Source organism: Oribacterium sp. P6A1, from assembly GCF_000702885.1.
Taxonomy (GTDB): Bacteria; Bacillota; Clostridia; order Lachnospirales; family Lachnospiraceae; genus Oribacterium.
This window is the reverse complement of record NZ_JNKO01000005.1, coordinates 100,971-121,419: the sequence shown is the minus strand read 5'-3', so window position 1 is coordinate 121,419 and position 20,449 is coordinate 100,971. Positions and strand designations below refer to the sequence as shown.

18 protein-coding genes are annotated in these 20,449 nt (G+C 42.5%); 14 read left to right on the top strand and 4 right to left on the bottom strand.

The annotated features are described in order from the left end of the window. Positions 1–54: 54 nt before the first annotated feature. Entirely contained in the window at positions 55–1,542 is a 1,488-nt protein-coding gene (locus T515_RS05150) for an aspartate ammonia-lyase (protein WP_081832685.1), read from the bottom strand. A 605-nt stretch (positions 1,543–2,147) separates the two neighbouring features. Here T515_RS05150 and T515_RS18275 point away from each other — a divergent pair. The 4 genes from T515_RS18275 to T515_RS05130 all read left to right on the top strand — a co-directional run bounded on the left by T515_RS18275 (position 2,148) and on the right by T515_RS05130 (position 5,464). Beyond that, positions 2,148–2,924 (top strand): rhodanese-like domain-containing protein, encoded by a 777-nt coding sequence (locus T515_RS18275; protein ID WP_081832676.1) that lies wholly within the window; start codon positions 2,148–2,150, stop codon positions 2,922–2,924. Positions 2,925–3,040: 116 nt separating this feature from the next. Then, a complete protein-coding gene (locus T515_RS05140) occupies positions 3,041–3,976 on the top strand; it encodes an alpha/beta fold hydrolase (protein ID WP_036608406.1) in 936 nt (311 codons plus the stop codon). A gap of 43 nt (positions 3,977–4,019) precedes the next feature. After that, the gene (locus T515_RS05135) at positions 4,020–4,733 is read left to right on the top strand and encodes an alpha/beta fold hydrolase (protein ID WP_051671450.1); all 714 of its coding nucleotides are present in this window, start codon (positions 4,020–4,022) and stop codon (positions 4,731–4,733) included. A 143-nt stretch (positions 4,734–4,876) separates the two neighbouring features. Next, positions 4,877–5,464, top strand: a complete 588-nt coding sequence (locus tag T515_RS05130; RefSeq protein WP_036608403.1) for a uracil-DNA glycosylase family protein — start codon at positions 4,877–4,879, stop codon at positions 5,462–5,464. A gap of 368 nt (positions 5,465–5,832) precedes the next feature. Here the strand turns inward: T515_RS05130 and T515_RS05125 are convergent, their stop codons facing one another. Continuing rightward, complete coding sequence (locus tag T515_RS05125) at positions 5,833–6,177, bottom strand: winged helix-turn-helix transcriptional regulator (RefSeq protein WP_036608402.1); 345 nt, start codon at positions 6,175–6,177, stop codon at positions 5,833–5,835. Positions 6,178–6,299: 122 nt separating this feature from the next. On the opposite strand from T515_RS05125, the gene T515_RS05120 reads away from it, so the two are divergent. The 3 genes from T515_RS05120 to T515_RS05110 are packed head-to-tail and all read left to right on the top strand — an operon-like array spanning position 6,300 to position 7,471. Then, a complete protein-coding gene (locus T515_RS05120; RefSeq protein WP_036608399.1) occupies positions 6,300–6,500 on the top strand; it encodes a 4Fe-4S binding protein in 201 nt (66 codons plus the stop codon). Continuing rightward, positions 6,487–7,095: a 4Fe-4S binding protein gene (locus T515_RS05115; RefSeq protein ID WP_036608398.1), complete on the top strand. Its 609-nt coding sequence runs from the start codon at positions 6,487–6,489 to the stop codon at positions 7,093–7,095. The genes T515_RS05120 and T515_RS05115 overlap by 14 nt, the downstream gene beginning before the upstream one ends. Positions 7,096–7,105: 10 nt before the next feature. Further along, a complete protein-coding gene (locus tag T515_RS05110; RefSeq protein ID WP_242839327.1) occupies positions 7,106–7,471 on the top strand; it encodes a C-GCAxxG-C-C family protein in 366 nt (121 codons plus the stop codon). Positions 7,472–7,476: 5 nt separating this feature from the next. On the opposite strand, the gene T515_RS05105 is transcribed toward T515_RS05110, so the two are convergent. Beyond that, positions 7,477–7,665 (bottom strand): hypothetical protein, encoded by a 189-nt coding sequence (locus tag T515_RS05105; RefSeq protein WP_036608393.1) that lies wholly within the window; start codon positions 7,663–7,665, stop codon positions 7,477–7,479. Between the two features lie 328 nt (positions 7,666–7,993). On the opposite strand from T515_RS05105, the gene T515_RS16425 reads away from it, so the two are divergent. Together T515_RS16425 and T515_RS05095 are read left to right on the top strand one after the other, a co-directional pair. After that, on the top strand, positions 7,994–9,445 hold the full coding sequence (locus T515_RS16425) for a hypothetical protein (protein ID WP_051671449.1): 1,452 nt from the start codon (positions 7,994–7,996) through the stop codon (positions 9,443–9,445). Positions 9,446–9,641: 196 nt separating this feature from the next. Beyond that, the gene (locus T515_RS05095; RefSeq protein WP_036608391.1) at positions 9,642–12,215 is read left to right on the top strand and encodes a PEP/pyruvate-binding domain-containing protein; all 2,574 of its coding nucleotides are present in this window, start codon (positions 9,642–9,644) and stop codon (positions 12,213–12,215) included. A gap of 11 nt (positions 12,216–12,226) precedes the next feature. Here T515_RS05095 and T515_RS05090 read toward each other — a convergent pair whose 3' ends face one another. Continuing rightward, complete coding sequence (locus tag T515_RS05090) at positions 12,227–13,132, bottom strand: LysR family transcriptional regulator (RefSeq protein ID WP_036608389.1); 906 nt, start codon at positions 13,130–13,132, stop codon at positions 12,227–12,229. Positions 13,133–13,356: 224 nt separating this feature from the next. Between T515_RS05090 and T515_RS05085 the strand changes: the two genes are divergently transcribed. The 5 genes from T515_RS05085 (at position 13,357) to T515_RS05065 (ending at position 20,283) form a co-directional block, all read left to right on the top strand. Beyond that, entirely contained in the window at positions 13,357–14,646 is a 1,290-nt protein-coding gene (locus tag T515_RS05085) for an SLC13 family permease (RefSeq protein WP_036608387.1), read from the top strand. Positions 14,647–14,814: 168 nt separating this feature from the next. Then, positions 14,815–15,738, top strand: a complete 924-nt coding sequence (locus T515_RS05080; RefSeq protein ID WP_036608385.1) for an alpha/beta hydrolase — start codon at positions 14,815–14,817, stop codon at positions 15,736–15,738. A gap of 91 nt (positions 15,739–15,829) precedes the next feature. Next, positions 15,830–16,951 (top strand): DUF362 domain-containing protein, encoded by a 1,122-nt coding sequence (locus T515_RS05075; RefSeq protein ID WP_036608382.1) that lies wholly within the window; start codon positions 15,830–15,832, stop codon positions 16,949–16,951. Positions 16,952–17,169: 218 nt separating this feature from the next. Beyond that, the gene (licT, locus tag T515_RS05070; RefSeq protein WP_036608379.1) at positions 17,170–18,018 is read left to right on the top strand and encodes a BglG family transcription antiterminator LicT; all 849 of its coding nucleotides are present in this window, start codon (positions 17,170–17,172) and stop codon (positions 18,016–18,018) included. Between the two features lie 345 nt (positions 18,019–18,363). Further along, positions 18,364–20,283 carry a beta-glucoside-specific PTS transporter subunit IIABC gene (locus T515_RS05065; protein ID WP_036608377.1) on the top strand — a complete coding sequence of 640 codons (1,920 nt, stop codon included), beginning with the start codon at positions 18,364–18,366 and terminating at the stop codon, positions 20,281–20,283. Positions 20,284–20,449 lie beyond the last annotated feature (166 nt).

Genomic DNA, 20,449 nt, shown 5'->3' with positions numbered 1-20,449 from the left:
TTATACAAAACGGATCAGAGATAACGCCCCTGATCCGTTTTAACATAAAGCTTATTACTTCTCATGCAGCTTTTCCATGAGTTTCTTTCCTGAGATTCCCGGTTCTGTCATATGAACAGGATCAAGTATTTCTGCTATATCATTTTCTGTAAGGATCTTTTCCTCAAGGATAATCTCTCGTACAGATTTGTTAAGCTTGAGGGCCTTTTTTGCTATATCAGCTGACTTCTGATAACCAAGATGAGGGCTCAAAGCTGTGATGATACCAACACTGTTTTCAACCAAAAATCTGCAACGTTCCTCATTGGCTGTTATGCCTGAAACACAGTTGTCGACGAAGGTTTCTACAGCAAAACCGAGAGTATCTATAGATTGAAAAAGGTTATAGAAGATGATAGGTTCAAATGCATTAAGCTCCAGCTGACCTGCTTCGGCTGCCATGGTGATGGTCATGTCGTTTCCGATGACGTTGAAGGCTACCTGATTTACAACTTCAGGAATAACAGGATTCACCTTTCCCGGCATGATAGAAGAGCCGTTTTGCTTTGCCGGCAGATTAATCTCGCCAAAGCCTGCCCGAGGACCTGAAGACATAAGGCGGAAATCATTTGCAATTTTGGAAAGTGTAACAGCACATGCTTTTACGGATCCCGAAACAGCAACAAAAGGGTCAAGGTTCTGCGTGGCATCTATAAGGTCAAAGGCTTGTATAAAATCAAGGTCAGATACTTCATTAAGTACAGGAATGATTCTTCTAAGATATGATTCATCAGCATTGATTCCGGTACCTACAGCGGTACCACCCATATTTAAAGCACGCATCTCGTCAAGAGCCTTATCCATACGGTTAATGTCTCTCATTACAGCATCTGCGTAGGCCTTAAATTCCTGACCGAGACGTATGGGGACAGCGTCCTGCATCTGGGTGCGACCCATTTTGATGACATGATTAAAGTCTTTGGCTTTAAGTGAAAGAGCTTCATGCAGTCTCAAAAGCTGTTTCCTCAGATTTTTTAGCAGGCGTATGGTGGTCATCTTTCCGGCAGTGGGGATGACATCGTTAGTAGATTGACCCAGGTTCACGTGGTCATTCGGATGAACCATGCTGTAGTCACCTTTCTGCCCTCCCATAAGTTCGATGGCACGGTTTGCGATGACTTCATTGGCATTCATGTTAAGAGAAGTACCTGCGCCACCCTGGATGGGATCAACGATAAAATCCTTTCTGAATTTTCCCTCAAGAATCTCGTCACAGGCATTGACTATAGCTCCGGTGATCTTACGGTCTAAAAGACCAACTTCACAGTTTGTGATAGCTGCAGCCTTTTTTATATACGCAAGACTGTTTACGATCTCGGGATGCATGGTGAGTCCTGTGATCCTGAAGTTCTCCGCTGCTCTTAGTGTCTGGACTCCATAGTAAGCATCGATAGGAACCTCTTTGTCTCCTATTGAATCATGCTCGATTCTATACTGGTGATCCTTGCTTGTTACTGTTTTTAAAACATTCTTTCCGGCACGTTTTCCCACTGTGCTTCCCATGATTTCTGCAGCCATATTCTTTCTCCTCTGGGATTAAATACTTTTGTGTAGTTAAGGCACAAAACGGTTTTTGAGGCTTGCGTTTTATCGATACAGGCTTTCTTCAACTCGTTTTCTGTGCTTCTGATTGAAGTATATTGCGGAGTGTGAGCATAGTCTATTACATAATAATCTATCTTTGATATAGTTTCCAAGCTATATAAAATTCCTCTTTGGTCTCAATTCTGCAAGCTATATCATTATAAGGAAGCTATGTCAGCGCTATATAGATGAAGCAAAGGCACTTGGTGCAAGAAATCTAGCCATGGAAATATATGCGCCTTTGTTTCTGATGATACAGCTTTATGATGGCGGTGCAGACAGAGATGAACTGCACGATAGGCTTAATAAAATCATAGGAGCATATGAAAAAAGATATAAGGTTTAGGATAGGCAGATTCATTTGTCAGAAGTTTCTTCCGTAATGTAATTAGCGCTTACAAGAATATGGAACTTAATGATGAGATGATGCCATGCAGGATTTAAGAATTAAAGCATAAGATGCGTGCTCATGGTAATTATGTTAGTATTAACATATATGTCTATGATTTGTTGGAGAGGTTGGTATGAGAAAGTACAGACAATATTTGATGACAGTTGCCGCTATTGTTTTAATGCTTCTTTCAGGATGTGAAACAAGGGATCAGATAATGGATGGTGATGGTATGTTTCAGACATTTTCGTATACAAATATAACCCAGGATGAAGCAAAACGCATGATGGAACAGGATGACGGCCATGTGATCGTTGATGTCAGAAGACAGGACGAGTATGACGAAGGACATATCCCGGGAGCTATACTTATCCCAAATGAAACTATAGAAAACGATCCGCCGGAAGAGTTGCCTGATAGTAATCAGATTATTCTTGTTTACTGCCGTAGTGGACGGAGAAGCAAGGAAGCTTCACAGAAACTTGCTGACATGGGATATAGTAATGTCTACGAATTCGGAGGCATTATAGACTGGACCGGTGATATTGAGAAAAGTGAAGTAAAAGAGGAAACATCCGCAGAAAGTACTGAAGTGACCGGTAATGATGCAACTCTGAGCTTTGAATCATTTGACGGAGGCGGACCGGAATTTAATGTGATCATAGAAGATGAAAGCATTGTATCTTATTCTGTTGTAAGAAAATATGCCAAAGAAGATCATGACATGATGACAGGTGCCGGATATGATGAGGTGTTCACATTTACAGGTAAAAAACCGGGTGAAACATATATGCTTATAGAGGCACGCTCACCGATAGCGGAAAATTTTGATATAAAATACAGGGTAGTCGTCAGTGAAGATCTGAGGGTGAAAACAGAAGAGATTTCATTTACTGATGTGAACGGTTAATTAAATATCCTACTATAATGATATTTTTTACAAAATGACTTATAATGTTTTTATCAGATTTGTACGTGGAAAAATGATTTTGTAAATCATAAAAATGAATAGTAGGAGGCGAATTTATGTTACATGAAGTTACTTTTCTATCCTTTAATGAGCGTGATACCGTATATGGATGGATTTATGTTCCCGCTGCAAAGCCTAAGGGAATCGTACAGTTGATCCATGGTTTTGGTGAACACTCCCGCAGGTATCTCCATATGATCGCAGCATTTGTAGAAGCCGGTTATATAGTGAGTGCAGATGACCATGTCGGACATGGAAAAACAGCGATTGAGAATAACAGCTGGGGAGACTGGGGTGATAAGGGATTCCATACCATGATGGAGGATGAGCATAAGCTCCATGATATTACAGTTGAGAAATATCCTGATCTTCCATATTTTATTTATGGTCACAGCATGGGATCATTTATTGCAAGAGACTATATGTCCAAGTATGGTGAGGAACTGGATGGTGTAACATTATGCGGAACCATGGGAATATGGCCGGATCTGAAATCTGCTCATGATTATGTCGAAACAATTGTCAACAGTGGTAAAGCTAAAGATGCAGATCCTGAAATTCCGCAGAAACTTTTGGGATGGATGTTCGGCCGCTGTTCTGAAGGTGTAACCCGTGGCAACGAGTGGATATGTGAAGATCCGGAAGTACAGCGTGATCATGCCGAGGACCCGTTTGATGCATTTACAAAACCCTGTACTAATCAGGCTTATCTGTATTTTACGCAAATGATGGATTACATCACAGGACCGGAATGGGCGGAAAAGGTTCCCAAAGAGCTGCCTGTTTATAATATAGCCGGTGATCAGGACCCGGTAGGTCAGTATGGTACAGGTGTTCTTCAGGTTTCCAACTGGCTTATAGATGCCGGTGTAACTGATGTATTTACAGAGTTATATCCGGGATATCGCCATGAGATCCACAATTACAGTGATATAAAATATGATGTGGAAGAGGGTATCATCGACTTTATGGATGCAAACCTTCCGGAGTAAGTAAATATAAATGCCTGATTAAGGAAAAATGTTGAGGTGCGATATGCAGCCGGATAAAGACTATGATGGAGAACTTAAGAAAGTGACTGTCAACAACATTACTCTTTATTATGCTGTTGCAGGAGAAGGCAAGCCTATAGTAATGGTTCACGGAAATGGCGAGGATCACCATTTGTTTGATACTGAGATCCGGCAACTGGTGGATGCCGGATATAAGGTTTATGCTCCGGATTCCAGAGGACATGGAGCAAATGAACCTCTTTCGGAGTATCACTATAGTGATATGGCAGAGGATATGTTCAGCTTCATAGAAACACTTGGTTTAGACAAGCCTGTGCTTTACGGACACAGTGATGGTGGAATCATTGGACTTATGCTGGAAATCAGTCATCCGGGAACCCTTGGAGCATTGGCGATAAGCGGGACAAATCTGTCCCCCGAAGGACTGGAACCATCATTCATAGAAGAGTTCACTGCAAAGAATCAGGAAGAGCCGGATCCACTGGTGACACTTATGCTGACAGAACCTCACATTAATCCTGACAGCCTGAAAAATATAACGATTCCGGTTTTGGTAACAGCCGGTGAAAACGATCTTATTCTACGGTCGGAAACTGAACTCATAGCAAAAAACCTGCCAAATTCCACCATGGTTATTCTCGAGGGACAGGATCATGGAAGTTATATAGCAGGCAGTGAGATAATGGGAGAAATGCTGATTGACTTTCTTAACAAGGAATGTAGTGACGTTAGTTAAAATATTGATTTGTTGCGCAGGCGACAGTTTTCCGGAATCGTTGATGTATGATTTAAGAAGACGGGGAGACAGGGTATCATGAGTAGAAATCCTTGTATCCCCATTTTTTTTGTTGAAAATATGTTTAGGATAAAGTGACAGCTATGACGGTAGAAGAATTAACAAAAGAACTTGAGAAAGATCCACGAAATGCAGGATATACGGAACGAAATATACCACCGGTCTATCAGATCAATAAAAGGGCTAAAATATTGATTATCGGTCAGGCTCCGGGGAAAAAGGTTGAGGAAACTTTGATTCCCTTTAATGACAAATCCGGAGAAAAACTCATGGAATGGATGGGTGTCAGCCGGGAAATATTTTACTCGGATGAGATAGCCATAGTGCCCATGGATTTTTACTATCCGGGAAAGGGAAAAACCGGAGATCTGCCTCCAAGGAGATTTATTGCAGAGGAATATCATCAAAAGATTCTGGAAATGATGCCGGAAATAAATATGACGATACTCATCGGGCAGTACGCCATGAAATATTATCTCAAGGATTCCATGAAACAAAATCTTACGGAAACAGTAAAAGCATATAGGGACTATCTTCCGAAATATTTTCCTATCGTGCATCCAAGCCCGCTGAATTTTCGATGGCAAAAAAATAATCCATGGTTTCAGGATGAAGTCGTTCCTGCACTCAGAAACTCTGTGGCAGCGGCAATTTATAAAAACGGTAACTAAGGAAGCTGATATGAGCGTCAAAAGTTGATATCGGACCGAAAAAAAGGAAAGGATATAAACAATATGTTATATGATTCAGAGAATTGTCCCTGTTTAAATATTGATTGCGACCTTTACAGGAAATGTGATGAATGTATAGAGAGACACCGTTCTTCTGACAGATATCCGTTGACTGCCTGTGAGATATGCGATAGAGACGGCTGCGAGTATGCAAATCCGGCAGTGCATAGCTGACCACTTTGATTATAAGAAACTGATAGAATTCACGAGGTCATACATAATGATTATTTTCACATACATATATGGAATAGAGAACTCAAAACCGGTTATTTCATCAACGCCTGTTGATGTAAGCTTAAGTAAAAAACTCACAGATTGTCCTCACCCCATTTCTTGAGATCAAGAAGTATGGGGATGAGGCTTTTTGTTTTTTCAGTGAGATTGTATTCGACTCTGACAGGCATTTCATCGTACTGTTTTCTTTCAACAAGTCCGTCTGTTTCCAACTCTTTAAGAGAATTGGCAAGCATAGTATTGGTAATTCCGTGAATGGAGCGTCGCAATTCTCCGTATCTCACGATATCATTTTTATCTATGACGCAAAGTATCATGATCTTCCATTTTCCACCGATTTTATCAATGATTCTCTTTAATCCACAGTCTCTTCCTGCGATATCTTCACATAATGGTTCATGCTTTTCTGTTTTTTTCATGGTATACTTTTCCTTACCTGGTAAATTAAAACTGCGTACTTGATATAAAAACTATACCATGTATAATAACGCTATCAGATTTCAAATGCAAGTGTATGTAATGCAGAAAGAGGTTATAGGAAATGAAAAAGGCTGTTAATGATATAGACAGATGCGTTGCCTGCGGAGTATGTGCCCGGCAGTGTCCAAGAGAAGCTATATCGATTTATAAAGGATGTTATGCGAAGGTAGATTTCAGTAAATGCGTAGGATGCGGTTTATGTGAAAAGGCCTGCCCTGCAGGTTCCATAAATGTTTCGGAGGTGGGAAATGTCAGTAAATAAGAAAAAGCACTGGTATGATTACCTCTGGATATGGTCGATAGTTTATTTTGCACTTGGTTTTTTCAATATTTTATTCGCTTGGCTTGGCATGATAGATTTCATCCTGCCGCTTATATTCGCCACAGTCGGCGGCAATAAATGGTTCTGTAACCATATGTGCGGAAGAGGACAGCTGTTCTGGGTACTTGGAAGGAATCTTAAATGTTCAAGAAGAAAACCTGCACCTAAGTGGCTATCTTCCAAAGGTTTCCGGTATGGATTTTTGATATTTTTCCTCACAATGTTCGGAACTATGGTATTCCAGACATATCTGGTGTTCTCCGGAGCAGGAACATTAAGAAAAGCCATAAAGTTGTTCTGGACCTTCAGAGTTCCATGGCAATGGGCTTATAATGGCAGCGTATTCCCGGACTGGGTGGCTCAGTTTGGCTTTGGATTCTACAGTCTGATGCTCACATCCACGCTCATTGGACTTATAGTTATGGTATTATACAAAGAGAGAACCTGGTGTTCCTTCTGCCCTATGGGAACCATGACTCAGGGAATATGTAAGATAAAAGCAAAGAAAGGCATGAAAGAGAATGACATTAAATGAGAGAGCCGAAATGGCGGCAGAATTAAAGAGTTCAGGAGCATGTAACTGCACTCAGGCAGTGACAAAGGCACTATCTGATGAGACTTCACTTACGGAAGAACAGCTCCTGAAGATCTCATCGGGTTTTGCTGCAGGAATGGGAAATATGGAAGCGACATGCGGTGCCATGATCGGTGCAGCCATGATAGTAGGCCTTAAAACTGAAGGCAAAGGTGCAGTGATGGCGACAAAGAAGATACAGGAAGAGTTCCGAAGAAGATGCGGAGCCTTAAAATGCAGGGATCTGAAAGCCATAACAGATGGGAAACCGCTATGCCCCTGTGATGAGTGTGTCAGAAACGCAGTACTGATTTATGGAGAGGTCATGGGACTATGATGCATTCAATGAACTCCGCCCTTAGTCAGTTCATCTTTCGTGATCCGGAACAGGGTGTTTATTTCTTCCGTAAGCATGGATCCCCGGTGATATAGCAGAGACAGTCCAACCTGAACCCGTTTGTCACCGATTGAAAAAATCCTCAGATTATGTTCAAAATGGTTTGCAAGCACCATCTGATCCAGTGTTACCATGCAGGCACCTGTGTAGGCGCAGCAGGTGAGTCCTGCTTTGGTCGATGAGACCTGATAATGCAGAAGAGCTGTATCCGGCAAAGAGCCGTGGAAGCAACGATGCTTTCAGATATTTCGATGGTTCCGTAAAAGACTGGTAAAACAAAAAACACTGATGGGTTTAATGCCTGTCAGTGTTTTTTGATTTCTAAAATAATTATAAAATGCTATTTCGATACATATATTTTCGTAGTTCCTCGAGTAAAATTAAGATAATAATTGACAAGTTAATAACAAGAATTGTTACCCGGATGAATTAATAGTTGGAAAGCTTTAGGGAGGATTCGTGATGAAAAGAGGCGAAAGAGTAACAGGTAAGCTTACAGCCCTTATGCTGGCTGTGATTCTTTGTTTTGGACTGTGTCTTACAGGCTGCGGCGGAGGGACTTCGGCAAAAACAAAGGATGATGATCCGTTGGCAGGTAACTATATCCCTGTGGTGGGAGAGATGATGGGTATGGCCCTGACCGGTGATGACCTTAAGGGTTTTGGATTCGAACTGCAGAGCGGGGGTAAGGCCGTCATGACGGTAAACGGGGAAACGCACGATGTCAAATGGACCAGTGATGACACTACCATAACCATTACGGTAGATGGAGAAGAGATCACGGGTGAACGTGGCGAGGATTGTTTTGCTGTAAAAGACATGCTTGGCCTGGGGATGGATTTTACCTTTGCAAAAGAAGGTACCCCTGCCGCAGATCCGGCACAGTATCTACCGGAATCCGAGAAGTTTATGCTGCAGGACTGGCAGTCTGTTTCGGTGACGGATATACTGGGAGACCCTGCTGATGAGATTGCACCGGATGCCCTTAAGATGAGTTTTCGTGGAGATCACACCATGGATGCTGTGATTGAAGGTAAAGAATTTAAAAACCTGAAGTGGTCCAATCTCAAGGATTACGGTTCCGTTGATTCTGAAGATATAAAACTTACCTGGAACGTAGAGGATGAAGGACTTAAGGCGGATTATGTGAAAGACGGTGAGTATTACACCTTCTTTTGTCCTAAGGATCCCTCAGAAAATAAGGTAACTGCCGAAATCAAAAAGGAATCAGAATCTGAAACCGAATCTGTAACAGAAGAAGCATCAGAAGCAAAAACCGGAGAAACAAAGGAAAGCGGTGATGCCAAATCTGAAACAACAGTCAAAAAAGTAAGTTCTGAAGCCAAGGCGGTCTTGGGAGAACATGGTAAGGCTGCAGCTTCTATTTATACTGACTACTGGGATCGGGACTGGTTCGGCTGGTATGTGATAGAATCATGTCACGGTGATTACGAGGATCTGGAAGACAGCATACATGATGTTTGCGGATCGATATTTGTAGAAAGTGATAATGCCGGTCGAATCGTCCTTTGGGATGACCAGGGTTCTGCGAAATCACTTATCTGTGAGGTGGAGGTAAGCTTCGGTCCCGGCACAACAAGTGCGGGCTGCATGAAGAGTGAGAAGGGATATTTCCTGCTGGATGGTGAAAATGTTCAGCATGCGGACTGGATTGTGGATCCCGGTGCTTCTGACGTAAGTGACTATGATCATATGATAGAAGTAAATTGCAGATACGAGGATGAACATGGAAGCTTCAGGTACTATATTTATCTCCGGCCATGGGGCATGGACTGGGAGGATGTCCGTACTTCAAATGTGGATTTTCTTCCGGTGTCCTATGATTACTGGTACACAGATGTAAAGGATGGTCCTATGCCGGAAAGTATCGGGAAAGAAACAGATATAGGATAAGATGAAAGAAGGATATTATATACCTGATGATGGAAATCTTCCGGAATAAATGAATCTGAAATAATTAGAAACTACACTGTCAACATTGCGATAGCCTGTCTGAAATGTTAAGATTGAAACATAAATAAGCAGAGGAAACAAAGACGTTTCATCCTATCAGGATGAGGCGTCTTTTGTATTTTAAAGGGAGGTAACCATGTCTTCTTTTGACAGAGTAAAAAGCGGAATCCCGGAGATGGATCATGCCCTTGATAATATCCGATTGGGTGATAATGTTGTATGGCGTGTTACTGAATTGTCCCAGTTCAAACTGTTTATGGAGCCCTTTATAAAGCAGGCCATAGAGGACAGGCGCAACATCATCTATTTCAGATTTGCAAGTCACAAACCCCTTCTTCCCGACATACCGGAGATAAAAACCATACCGGTGCCTCTTTCCCACAGATTTGAAACCTTCACTGTGGATGTTCATAATTTTATAAAGCAGGAAGGAAAGGATGCCTTCTATGTTTTTGACTGTCTTTCTGAGCTTCAGACTGCCTGGGCCACGGATCTCATGATGGGGAATTTTTTCAGGGTAACCTGCCCATTCCTCTTTATACTTGATACGGTAGCGTTCTTCCCTATCATAAGAGGAAAGCATTCTATGTATGCCATCAATAAGATCCTCAATACCACCCAGCTTTTCTTTGATGTATATTCAGACAATAAAAACATTTATGTACGTCCCCAAAAGGTCTGGAACAGGAATTCGGAGACAATGTTTCTGCCCCACATCTATGACCCTGAGGGAGGAGAATTCCGCCCCATACTTGACGGTGTAAAATCCAGCCGTTTCTATCATGCCCTTGGGCAGGCCCAGCGTTCTGCAGAGGAACAGTACTCGGATTCCTGGGAGAGATTTTTTGATCTCGTTAAGATGAAAAAGGAAAGCGGTGAGGAAATCACGGAGGAGTGCTCCAGGATGTGCAACATCATGATGACCCGTGATGAGAAAATGAGGCTTATGGTTAAGAAACATTTCACGCCCGATGACTATTTTGCGGTACGAGACCATATGATCGGTACCGGCATGATAGGAGGAAAAGCCTGCGGAATGCTTCTGGCCAGAGCCATTATCAGAAATAAGGAGCCGGATATAAATGATGTTCTGGAACCCCATGACTCCTTCTATGTGGGATCCGATTTGTACTATACCTACATAGTTGATAACAATCTCTGGGACCTGAGAGTAAACCAGCGCACTGAAGAGGGCTATTTCGAGCTTGCACCGGAATTTGCTGAAAAGATAATGAAGGGCAGCTTCTCTGAAGCCATGGGTGAAAGATTTAAAGGAATCATAGAGTACTATGGTCAGGATCCTTATATCGTCAGGTCCAGCAGTATACTTGAGGATGGGTTTGGTAATGCTTTTGCCGGGAAATACGAATCAGTATTCTGCGTGAACAGAGGCACTCTGGAGGAGCGTCTTAATGAATTCGAACATGCCATAAAAGTGGTGTATGCAAGCTCCATGAAGCTTTCGGCACTGGATTACCGCAAACGCCGGGGGCTTGAAAAGCGGGATGAACAGATGGCACTTCTCATTCAAAGAGTATCGGGGTCATATTACGGATCCTTCTACATGCCCTGCGCCGCAGGTGTGGGCTATTCCTTCAGCCCTTATCGCATCATGAAGGATTCAGATCCTTCAGCCGGAATGCTCAGGCTTGTTATGGGACTGGGAACCTCAGCAGTTGACAGGACAGAAGGCTCTTATCCACGAATAGTGAATCTTGATATGCCGGAAAAATCAAACTATTCTTCATCAGCAGATAAACATAAGTTTTCACAGGGTAAAGCAGAAGTCATAGACATGGCGGATAAAACATTAAAAAAACTGACTCTTTATGAGCTGCTGCCGTATATTCCGAAGTATCTCGGGAAGATCCTTCTGGAACATGATTATGACGCGGAACTTAGACTCAGGGAGATAGGAAAAGACCAGGATGTCGAATTTATATCCTGTAAGGGCCTTGTTCAAAATGAAACTCTGATGGAGCAGATGAAGAGGATGTTGTGCTGTATCCAGGAAGAATATGATTATCCTGTGGACACGGAATTCACTATTAACATGTCGGAAAACGGTGAATATTCTATCGACCTCCTTCAGTGCAGACCACTTCAGGTGCAGAAGAGTGAAGCAGGAACCATCATACCGCCGGGAATTCAGGAAGAGAACATACTGCTTGAAAGTAAAGGCTCTTCCATGGGCATGTGTAAGACAGCCGAACTTGACCTGATAGTATATGTCGATCCTGTCAGATACTACACCATGCCATACAACGACAAGCATCTTGTTGCAAATCTTATCAGGAAGATAAACTGGTATTTCCGTGATAAGAATAAGCATATGATGCTTATAGTTCCGGGAAGAGTGGGGACCTCCTCGCCTGAACTGGGAGTTCCAACGGCATTTTCCGATATAAGCGCCTATGAGATAATATGCGAAACAGAGGAATCAAAAGCAGGCTACAATCCGGAGCTTTCCTACGGAAGCCATATCTTCCAGGATCTTGTAGAAGCTGAAATTCTTTATACCGCAGTGTTCCAGAATGATAAGACCCTCCATTTTGCTCCGGAAAAACTTGAAAAGAATAAGGATCTTGTAAAGGAGTTTGAGGAAAATGAAAAGCTCAGGGACATCGTCCACGTTTATGATATGTCGAAAAGTAACTGTAAGGTTTACAATGATGTGGCGGGGGAACATTTGCTCATAACCTGCTGTTGATTCAGGATTTATCAGTCCCTCGCTGCCTCCAGGATTATATCTATAAGGTCCTTCATGGATTTGGACATTGCCATGTCTGAACGGTAAACCAGCTGGATGTTTTCCTCTATGGGCTTTGCTTCCCTGATTGAAAGATATTTGAGATCCTTTCCTACGAAGTCGTAGGATAATGTTATGGCAATGCCAAATCCGGCTCTTACTGCATTGAAAAGACTTCTTATGTCGCTTACCTCCATTGAGACATAGGCATCGGGAAGAAATTGCTTCAAAAGTTTATCAGAAAAAGAACCGGAATGAGTTGTAGGATCCGTGGATACAAATGTTTCTGCAGCGCAATCCGAAAGAGAGACCACAGGATAAGGATATCCCTCTATAGTTGATGCTGATTCTGTGAGATGTGAATCTGCGGGTACCAAAAGTGAGAGATAGCACTGTTTTACAGGTATGTATTTATATCCCGGTGCAGGATCGAGGTTAGTGACGAGGGCAAGATCCAGAAGACCGTTATCAAGATACATTTTCAGGTGCCTGCTGGCATCAGCATGATTTTTCAATGTTATTCCCGGATGTTCTTTCAGGAACTTCGGGAATACTTTTGTATACAGAAAATGTTCACGTCCCATTCCAAATCCAAAACGCACTTCTTTCTGTCTTAAGTCAGAACTCTGATTTAATTTCTGCATCAGGTCCTGATCAAGTTTAAGAATCACACGACCTGTTTCCACATATTCTCTGCCGGCATCTGTAAGCAAAAATTTATGACCGGAACGCAAAAAAAGAGGCAGTCCGATTTCCTCCTCAATTCTTTGAAGATATTTGGTTAAGGCTGACTGCGTGATATAGAGAGCTGAAGCAGCCTTTGTTATGCTCTGATTCTCTGCAATCTTGATTATGTATTCATAGTCTCTGACATTCATGATGATCTCCGCTCTGTCATTATTTCGCTTGTTTTAAATTACATTATGGAATGTATACATGAAATATATGCGTTTGTGTAATACTTGGAACTCCATTATAGTAAGCAAAAGATGATAAAAAAACAATGTTTATGACAAGGTTTACAAAAAATTTTGTCATAGGGCGTCGGCTCATAGGGTTACCTGATTTTGATGGCTGACGTATCAAACGAAGGAGGGACTATATGAGTCTGTTAACGATCTGTTTCATTATCTTTGTGCTTACCATCATCGGCTACTGCAGTGGTAAGTACAGCCTCGCAGTCATAGCATTGACATCCATGATGCTTATGACACTGACAGGATGTCTGGAGGCAAAAAAAGCACTTTCATACTTCGCCAATTCCAATGTAATCATGGTTGGCGGTATGTGCGTTGTAGCTGCGGGTTTCAACAAAACACAGTTTTGTATCAATCTGGCAAAGAGCATTTCAAATCTTTCAAAGGGAAGCGTTACCAAAATGGTGCTTGGATATGTCATTATCGGTGTTATCCTTTCCCAGTTCATCCAGAGTCCGGTGGTTGTATTTTCCATCGTAGCGCCTATGCTTATGGCAACAGCAACCGAGATGGGGATTCCCACAACAAAGGTACTTTTCCCGGTAGGTATAGCCATCATTTCTACCTGCTGTATCCTTCCTGTAGGTGCCGGAGCAACAGTTGCAGCAGAATTAAACGGTTATCTTGAGTCTTACGGATACACAGATTTCGCAGTGGGTCTTGCGGATCCAATGAAGGCAAGACTTCCGATGCTTATTCTTTCCATCGTATATTTTGGAATATTCTGCATTAAGGGACTTCCTTCAGAGTCTCCTGTGAAGGTTCAGGACATGGCATTAAAGAAGATGAGTGAGTCCACACTTACAACGTTCCAGGAGTATGCATCCATCATCATTTTCTTTGGAGATGCCCTTGCACTTATGTTCAGCGATCAGCTTGGTCTCGACAGCTGGGCCATCACGGTAATCGGTGCGCTCCTTATGATTCTCACAAATGTTCTTAATCCTAAGGAGGCAGGAAAGTCACTTCCTCTTGGTATCCTTTTCCTTATAGTCGGTTCAAATGCCATCGCTGGAGCTCTTTCAGCAACAGGTGCAGGTGAGTTTATCGGAAGCGTCATTTCAGGATTTGTAGGAAGCCTCGGAAACAGCAATTACCTTTTAGGATTTATCTTTTTTGTCCTTCCCTTTGTGCTTACACAGTTCATGTCAAACAGAGGTACAATGCTTATATTCCACCCGATTGCCATCGCAACCTGCGCAGCCATGGGCGGAAATCCGGTAGGACTTATGATACTTATTCAGGCAGCATGCCTGACAGCATTTATGACTCCGATGTCTACATCAGCAACCCCATATATCATGGGACTCGGTGGATATGACATTCCGTATATGATGAAGCATGGCGCACTGTTCGCAGTTCTTGGATGCATCATATCAGTGTTCTGGACCATGACAGTATTTCCCGTTATCTGAGAAAATTAGTGTTGCCCCGGTGAGGATGCGCCGGTATATCGGAATAATGGGCGAAAACAGTTTTGTATGAGTATAGATTGAATTTAAATATAAAGAATTACAGGTATTATATATGCTTCCATATAGGGGAAGCATCAGTACCGGAAGAACTACAGGACGGAGAAGACAATGAATGAAAATAATGAAGCATTGAGCAATGTAAGAGATGGTGCTCATGGTATAGAACCGGATCAGGAGCTTCTGAAGGAGTTTCCTTTAAAGAGGAGCTATGAAAAGATGATACTACGTGAAGGTGAGGAGGCTGTGAAGGTTTACATATATGAGCCGGAAGGCATGGAAACAAGGGGGCCTGTTATCATAAGGCTTCATGGAGGCGGATTTGTTAAGCCTTATCGCGGACAGGATGTGAACTATTCCCATGTGGTGGCTTTCAATACAAAATGTCTAATGATAGACATTGACTATAAACCGGCTCCGGAGAAGGCATATCCTTATGCGATCAATGAAGGCTATGCAGTGGTAAAGTATGTTTATGAGCATGCTGAGGAGTTTGACATTGACCCTGAACGTATCATCCTGAGCGGTGCCAGTGCAGGTGCAAACATGGCAACCGTTATAACGCTTATGAATCATGAAAAGGAGCGAAGGGGTGAAAAGCCTGATTTCAAGATCTGCCGCACCTGTCTTGCATATCCCCCGCTTGACCTTGCAGCAGATCCTGTATCAAAGCTTGGACCGGATGCTACACCTGAGTCCATCGAGCTTCAAAAGAGAGGACTTCTCTATAATGAATGGTATGCAGGCGGTGAGAATAAAACTGACTGGAGAGTGTCACCTGTATATGCAGAAAGAGAACAGCTTGAGGGACTGAATCCGTTCCTTATCTGTACCGGCGGAACCGATAGTTTGGGACCTGAAGGAGAAAAGTTTGCGGGAATGCTTATTCAGGCAGGAGTATCCGTTACCTGCAAACGACTTCTGGGAACAAGGCACGGTTTTTTGACCCGTCGTGTGGGAATCTTCGGAGAAGCCGAAAAACTTTACTTCGATATGGTTGAGGAAGTGAAAAACCCTAAGAAGTGGAAGTACTGAAAAAATTGAGACACCTGCTCTAGTAAATAAGGTATAATCATCCTGAAACATAGTTTTGTGTTTCAGGATGATTATTTTTTTAGGAGGAGAAATGGCCGGATCAAAGGTATATTTTACAGATTTCAGAACAACTGTGGGAACGTCACTGACTGTCAAGATGCAGAAGCTGATACGTAAGGCAGGTATAGGCAGCATCGATATGGACGGTAAGTTTGTTGCAATCAAAATGCACTTTGGAGAACTTGGCAATCTGTCATATCTTAGACCGAATTATGCCAAGGCTGTTGCTGACGTGGTCAAAGAACAGGGAGGCATACCCTTTTTAACTGACTGCAATACCCTTTATCCGGGGTCACGCAAGAATGCCCTTGAGCACATGGACTGTGCCAATATCAACGGCTTCAATACCATTACTACCGGATGTCAGATAATCATCGGAGATGGTTTAAGAGGTACAGATGATATAGAGATTCCGGTACCTAACGGCGAGTATTGTAAGACTGCTTATATAGGAAGAGCTGTGATGGATGCAGATATCTTTATTTCTCTTACCCACTTTAAAGGACATGAGTCTACCGGCTTTGGAGGCGCTTTAAAAAATATAGGTATGGGATGCGGAAGCCGCGCAGGCAAAATGCAGCAGCACAACAGCGGACATCCTTCAGTTCACGAGGACATGTGCCGTGGATGCGGCCGCTGTGCGAAGGAATGCGGCTCGAATGCCATATACTATGAAAATAAAAAGGCTCATATTGACCAGAACCTCTGCAAAGGCTGTGGCCGATGTATAGGTGCCTGCGCATTTGATGCAATAGAAAACATGAACTGGGATGCAAATGAGATACTGGGACGCAAGATAGCGGAGTACAGCGCTGCTGTGTGTGCTGACAGACCATGCTTCCATATAAGTCTGGTACGGGATATTTCACCTAACTGTGACTGTCACGGAGAGAATGATGCTCCTATTCTGCCGGATGTGGGATTTTTTGCATCATTTGACCCGGTTGCTCTTGATCAGGCATGTGTGGATGCATGTCTCAGGTCGGCTCCTATGCCCAACAGCCAGCTTTCGGATAATTTAAATAAACCGGGCTGGCATCATCATCACGACCATTTCTTTGATTCCAATCCCAATATCAGATGGAAAGAGACCCTGGAACATGCAGAAAAGATCGGTCTTGGGACACGTGAATATGAGTTGATAACCATGTGACCTTGTAATATTTAACTAAAAAAACATATAGAAAATTGTAAAACAGTACAAATTTACAAATCGAATCCTATTTGTTATAGTAATCTTCGTGATTTGTGACTGGTAATGCAGGCAAGGCTCACGCAGATTATACTGACTGTAGATGATTCAGTGTTTTTTATGCGTATAGCCCTGTCTTTTTTTGTCCCTATGATTCTTGGTTTATGCGGAGGTCTTTTGTGAAAGTTGTAAAAGCACTTAACAATAATATGGTGCTGGTCCGTGACAAGGATGGGAATGAGTCGATCTGTCAGGGAAAGGGCATCGGATTTCAGAAAAAAACCGGTGACAGTCTTGAAGAAGACAGGATTGAACGACGTTTTATCCCGGAGAATGCTTCGGAAAGCCGCCATTTTCAGGAACTCTTCACAGAGATTCCCGATGAATACTGGGAAATTGCAGAGGATGTACTCGAGTATGCGAGGAAAGAGTGTCATGTCCTTGTTTCTGACAGAATCATACTTCCTCTTTGTGATCATATGGCCGGAAGCATTGAGAGAAGCCGTGAAAATGTTTCACTGGATAATCCCATGCTTTGGGATATCAAACGAATATATCCTGCAGAATTCAGGATAGGAAAGTATGCACTGAAGGTTTTGAAAGAACGTTTCGGAGCGGATATGGCTCAGGACGAGGCTGCATTTATTGCATATCATTTTGTTAATGCAGAACTTGCCCAAAGATCCACTGTTTCCCCGGATGAGGTTTCAAAACTCATAGGAAGTGTTGTGGATATCGTACAGCAGTCTTTCCAGTCACAGCTTGATGAAGAGGAGTGGAATTATCAGAGATTCCTCACACATCTTAAGTTTTTTGCAAAGCGTATCCTTTCCAGGGAATGCTATGAAAATACAGAAGATGATGACATATTCACAGAGTTATCCGGACGTTTCGTCCATGTAAAAAACTGTGTTGACAGGATAGCGGATTATATTCTGATTGAATATCACTATGACATAAGTTCGGATGAACGCCTTTACCTGTTGATCCATATAGAGCGCGTGACGCGAAGGATCAGATCTAAATAAATAAAGGTTACCGTATGCTGACCAGAAGTTCGCATTCGGTGATCACACTTTCATAAACAGGATTGTGACCTTAAGCGGGCAAGACCTGGATTCATTAAAAACGAAAATATATTCACTGAGTAATTTTATGTGTGAATGTCCATGAAAAACATTCACCTGAAAGCCGGATTAATAGTCCACATGGATTTTTTGGTTATACTCCCATTTTCAGTGCTTTGATATTTCGCTTTTAAGATGTTTCCGGTCTTGCCCGTTTTTCATTTATACCTAAGTATCTAAGACAGATGCGCACTGTCTGGAAATAAAACATCATTTAACACATTATTCAATAAAAGGAGTAAAACAATGGCACTCGATTATCAGGAGACTTCGAAAAAGATTCTCGCTGCCGTAGGCGGAGTTGAGAACATTACAAGTGCAACCAACTGTATGACACGTCTTCGTCTTACACTTAAGGATGCGGCAAAGGCTGACGATGCAAAAGTAAAGAGCATCAAAGGAGTAAAATCCATCGTAAAGCAGGGCGGTCAGTATCAGATCGTTATCGGAAATGAAGTATCAAATCTTTTCAAGGAGTTTGCAAAGCTTGGAAATTTCACTGAAGGAAGCGCTGCGGCTGCAAAACCCACAGGAAATGCAGTTCAGAGACTCTTCGGATTTGTTGCCGGCTGTATGACTCCGCTTCTTCCTGCCATGCTTGGAACAGGTATGGTAAAGGTTCTCCTTACTCTTCTTGTAACCTTCGGTATGATGGACAAAGCAAGCTCAGGCTATGTGATCCTTTATGGAATGGCAGATTCTTTCTTCTATTTCCTTCCGGTTTTCCTGGCTTACCAGATCGCAAAGAAGCTTAACGGTTCACCTGCCCTTTATATGGTTATAGCAACCATGATGGTATATCCTGACATCGTAAATCTCATGGCAGGTTCTAACGCGGACCTTCCTCTCGGAACCTTCATGGGAATGCCTTCCACATCACTTTTCGGTCTTCCGGTAATAACAGCCACCTATACTTCATCCGTACTGCCTATCCTTCTTATGGCTCCGGTTATGAAGGCTGTTGAGAATTTTGCCGACCGTGTATCACCTAACGTAGTAAAGGCTTTCCTTAAGCCGATGCTTTTCCTCCTTATCTGTACTCCTGTAGCACTCTGTGTATTGGGACCTATCGGTAATGTCATCGGTAATGTTCTTGCCGGAGTATTCTCTGCAATGTACAACACAGTTCCATGGCTCACAGTAGGTATCCTTTCAGCTGCAATGCCGTTTATCGTTATGACAGGTATGCATTATGCCCTTATACCTCTCTGCATGAATAACCTTGCAACACTGGGTTTTGACGTTATCGTAATGGTTACCATGTTCTGTTCAAATCTTGCCCAGGGCGGCGCAGCTTTTGGTGTTGCATTTAAGTCAAAGAACACAGATACAAAGTCAGAAGGTATCGCCAGTGGTATCTCTGCAGTAGTTGCAGGTATCACAGAGCCTGCCATGTACGGTATCAACCTTGCAAAGGTTAAGCCAATGATCGCAGCGGTTATAGGTGCAGGTATTGCAGGTCTTTTCACAGGTATCACAGGTGTTAAGGGCTATACCATGGGTGGTTCACCTTCACTGTTCTCCATCATAACTTTCATTGGTGGTGAAAATCCTATGAGCGGTGTTTACTTCGGTATCATCGGTGCTGTTATCGCAATTGCAGTTCCGTTTGTGCTTACAATGATTCTTTACAAAGAGGAAGCAGAAGAAGAGACAACTGTAACAGAGACAGAAACTGCTGCTGAAAATGCTGAAGTCAACAAGCCAATGGTAAAAAAGATTGAGATCGCCGCACCTTTAACAGGTAAGGTTGTACCTATGTCAGAAATTCCTGATGAAGGTTTCTCTTCCGGAGCACTTGGAGAAGGTGTTGCTATCATTCCTCAAGATGGTAATGTTTACGCTCCTGCAGATGGTGTTGTTACCTCTATGATGGATACAAAGCATGCCATCGGATTGGCTACAGATGAAGGTCTTGAGCTTCTTATCCACGTGGGAATCGATACAGTTGAGCTTCAGGGGGCACCATTTGAATACAAGATAAAAGAAGGTGCACATGTCAAGAAGGGTGACCTTCTCATGACTGCAGATCTTAAGGCTATTGAAAATGCCGGAAAGAAGATCATCACACCTGTTATTGTAACCAATTCAGAAGATTATGTTTCTGTAAAGGCATCAGATTGTGCTACAGTAAAGAACGGCGAATGCCTTCTGACAGTGGTTTGATAACAGATTTTATATTATGATATCATGATGCTGACGGTGCAGTTTGATCAAGGTATATGGAATCAATCCAAGTTTTTGTTCATACAGTAAAGGATTTTGATTATGTATACAAGTATTGTATCCTTGGCATCATGAAATACTACATTAACCTATAGAAGGCTATTGA

What these genes read in the sequence shown, in the direction of transcription:
- T515_RS05150 (WP_081832685.1), bottom strand. Translation starts at nt 1,542, where the DNA reads ATGGGAAGCACAGTGGGAAAACGTGCCGGAAAGAATGTTTTAAAAACA.
- T515_RS18275 (WP_081832676.1), top strand. Translation starts at nt 2,148, where the DNA reads ATGAGAAAGTACAGACAATATTTGATGACAGTTGCCGCTATTGTTTTA.
- T515_RS05140 (WP_036608406.1), top strand. Translation starts at nt 3,041, where the DNA reads ATGTTACATGAAGTTACTTTTCTATCCTTTAATGAGCGTGATACCGTA.
- T515_RS05135 (WP_051671450.1), top strand. Translation starts at nt 4,020, where the DNA reads ATGCAGCCGGATAAAGACTATGATGGAGAACTTAAGAAAGTGACTGTC.
- T515_RS05130 (WP_036608403.1), top strand. Translation starts at nt 4,877, where the DNA reads ATGACGGTAGAAGAATTAACAAAAGAACTTGAGAAAGATCCACGAAAT.
- T515_RS05125 (WP_036608402.1), bottom strand. Translation starts at nt 6,177, where the DNA reads ATGAAAAAAACAGAAAAGCATGAACCATTATGTGAAGATATCGCAGGA.
- T515_RS05120 (WP_036608399.1), top strand. Translation starts at nt 6,300, where the DNA reads ATGAAAAAGGCTGTTAATGATATAGACAGATGCGTTGCCTGCGGAGTA.
- T515_RS05115 (WP_036608398.1), top strand. Translation starts at nt 6,487, where the DNA reads ATGTCAGTAAATAAGAAAAAGCACTGGTATGATTACCTCTGGATATGG.
- T515_RS05110 (WP_242839327.1), top strand. Translation starts at nt 7,106, where the DNA reads ATGGCGGCAGAATTAAAGAGTTCAGGAGCATGTAACTGCACTCAGGCA.
- T515_RS05105 (WP_036608393.1), bottom strand. Translation starts at nt 7,665, where the DNA reads ATGGTAACACTGGATCAGATGGTGCTTGCAAACCATTTTGAACATAAT.
- T515_RS16425 (WP_051671449.1), top strand. Translation starts at nt 7,994, where the DNA reads ATGAAAAGAGGCGAAAGAGTAACAGGTAAGCTTACAGCCCTTATGCTG.
- T515_RS05095 (WP_036608391.1), top strand. Translation starts at nt 9,642, where the DNA reads ATGTCTTCTTTTGACAGAGTAAAAAGCGGAATCCCGGAGATGGATCAT.
- T515_RS05090 (WP_036608389.1), bottom strand. Translation starts at nt 13,132, where the DNA reads ATGAATGTCAGAGACTATGAATACATAATCAAGATTGCAGAGAATCAG.
- T515_RS05085 (WP_036608387.1), top strand. Translation starts at nt 13,357, where the DNA reads ATGAGTCTGTTAACGATCTGTTTCATTATCTTTGTGCTTACCATCATC.
- T515_RS05080 (WP_036608385.1), top strand. Translation starts at nt 14,815, where the DNA reads ATGAATGAAAATAATGAAGCATTGAGCAATGTAAGAGATGGTGCTCAT.
- T515_RS05075 (WP_036608382.1), top strand. Translation starts at nt 15,830, where the DNA reads ATGGCCGGATCAAAGGTATATTTTACAGATTTCAGAACAACTGTGGGA.
- T515_RS05065 (WP_036608377.1), top strand. Translation starts at nt 18,364, where the DNA reads ATGGCACTCGATTATCAGGAGACTTCGAAAAAGATTCTCGCTGCCGTA.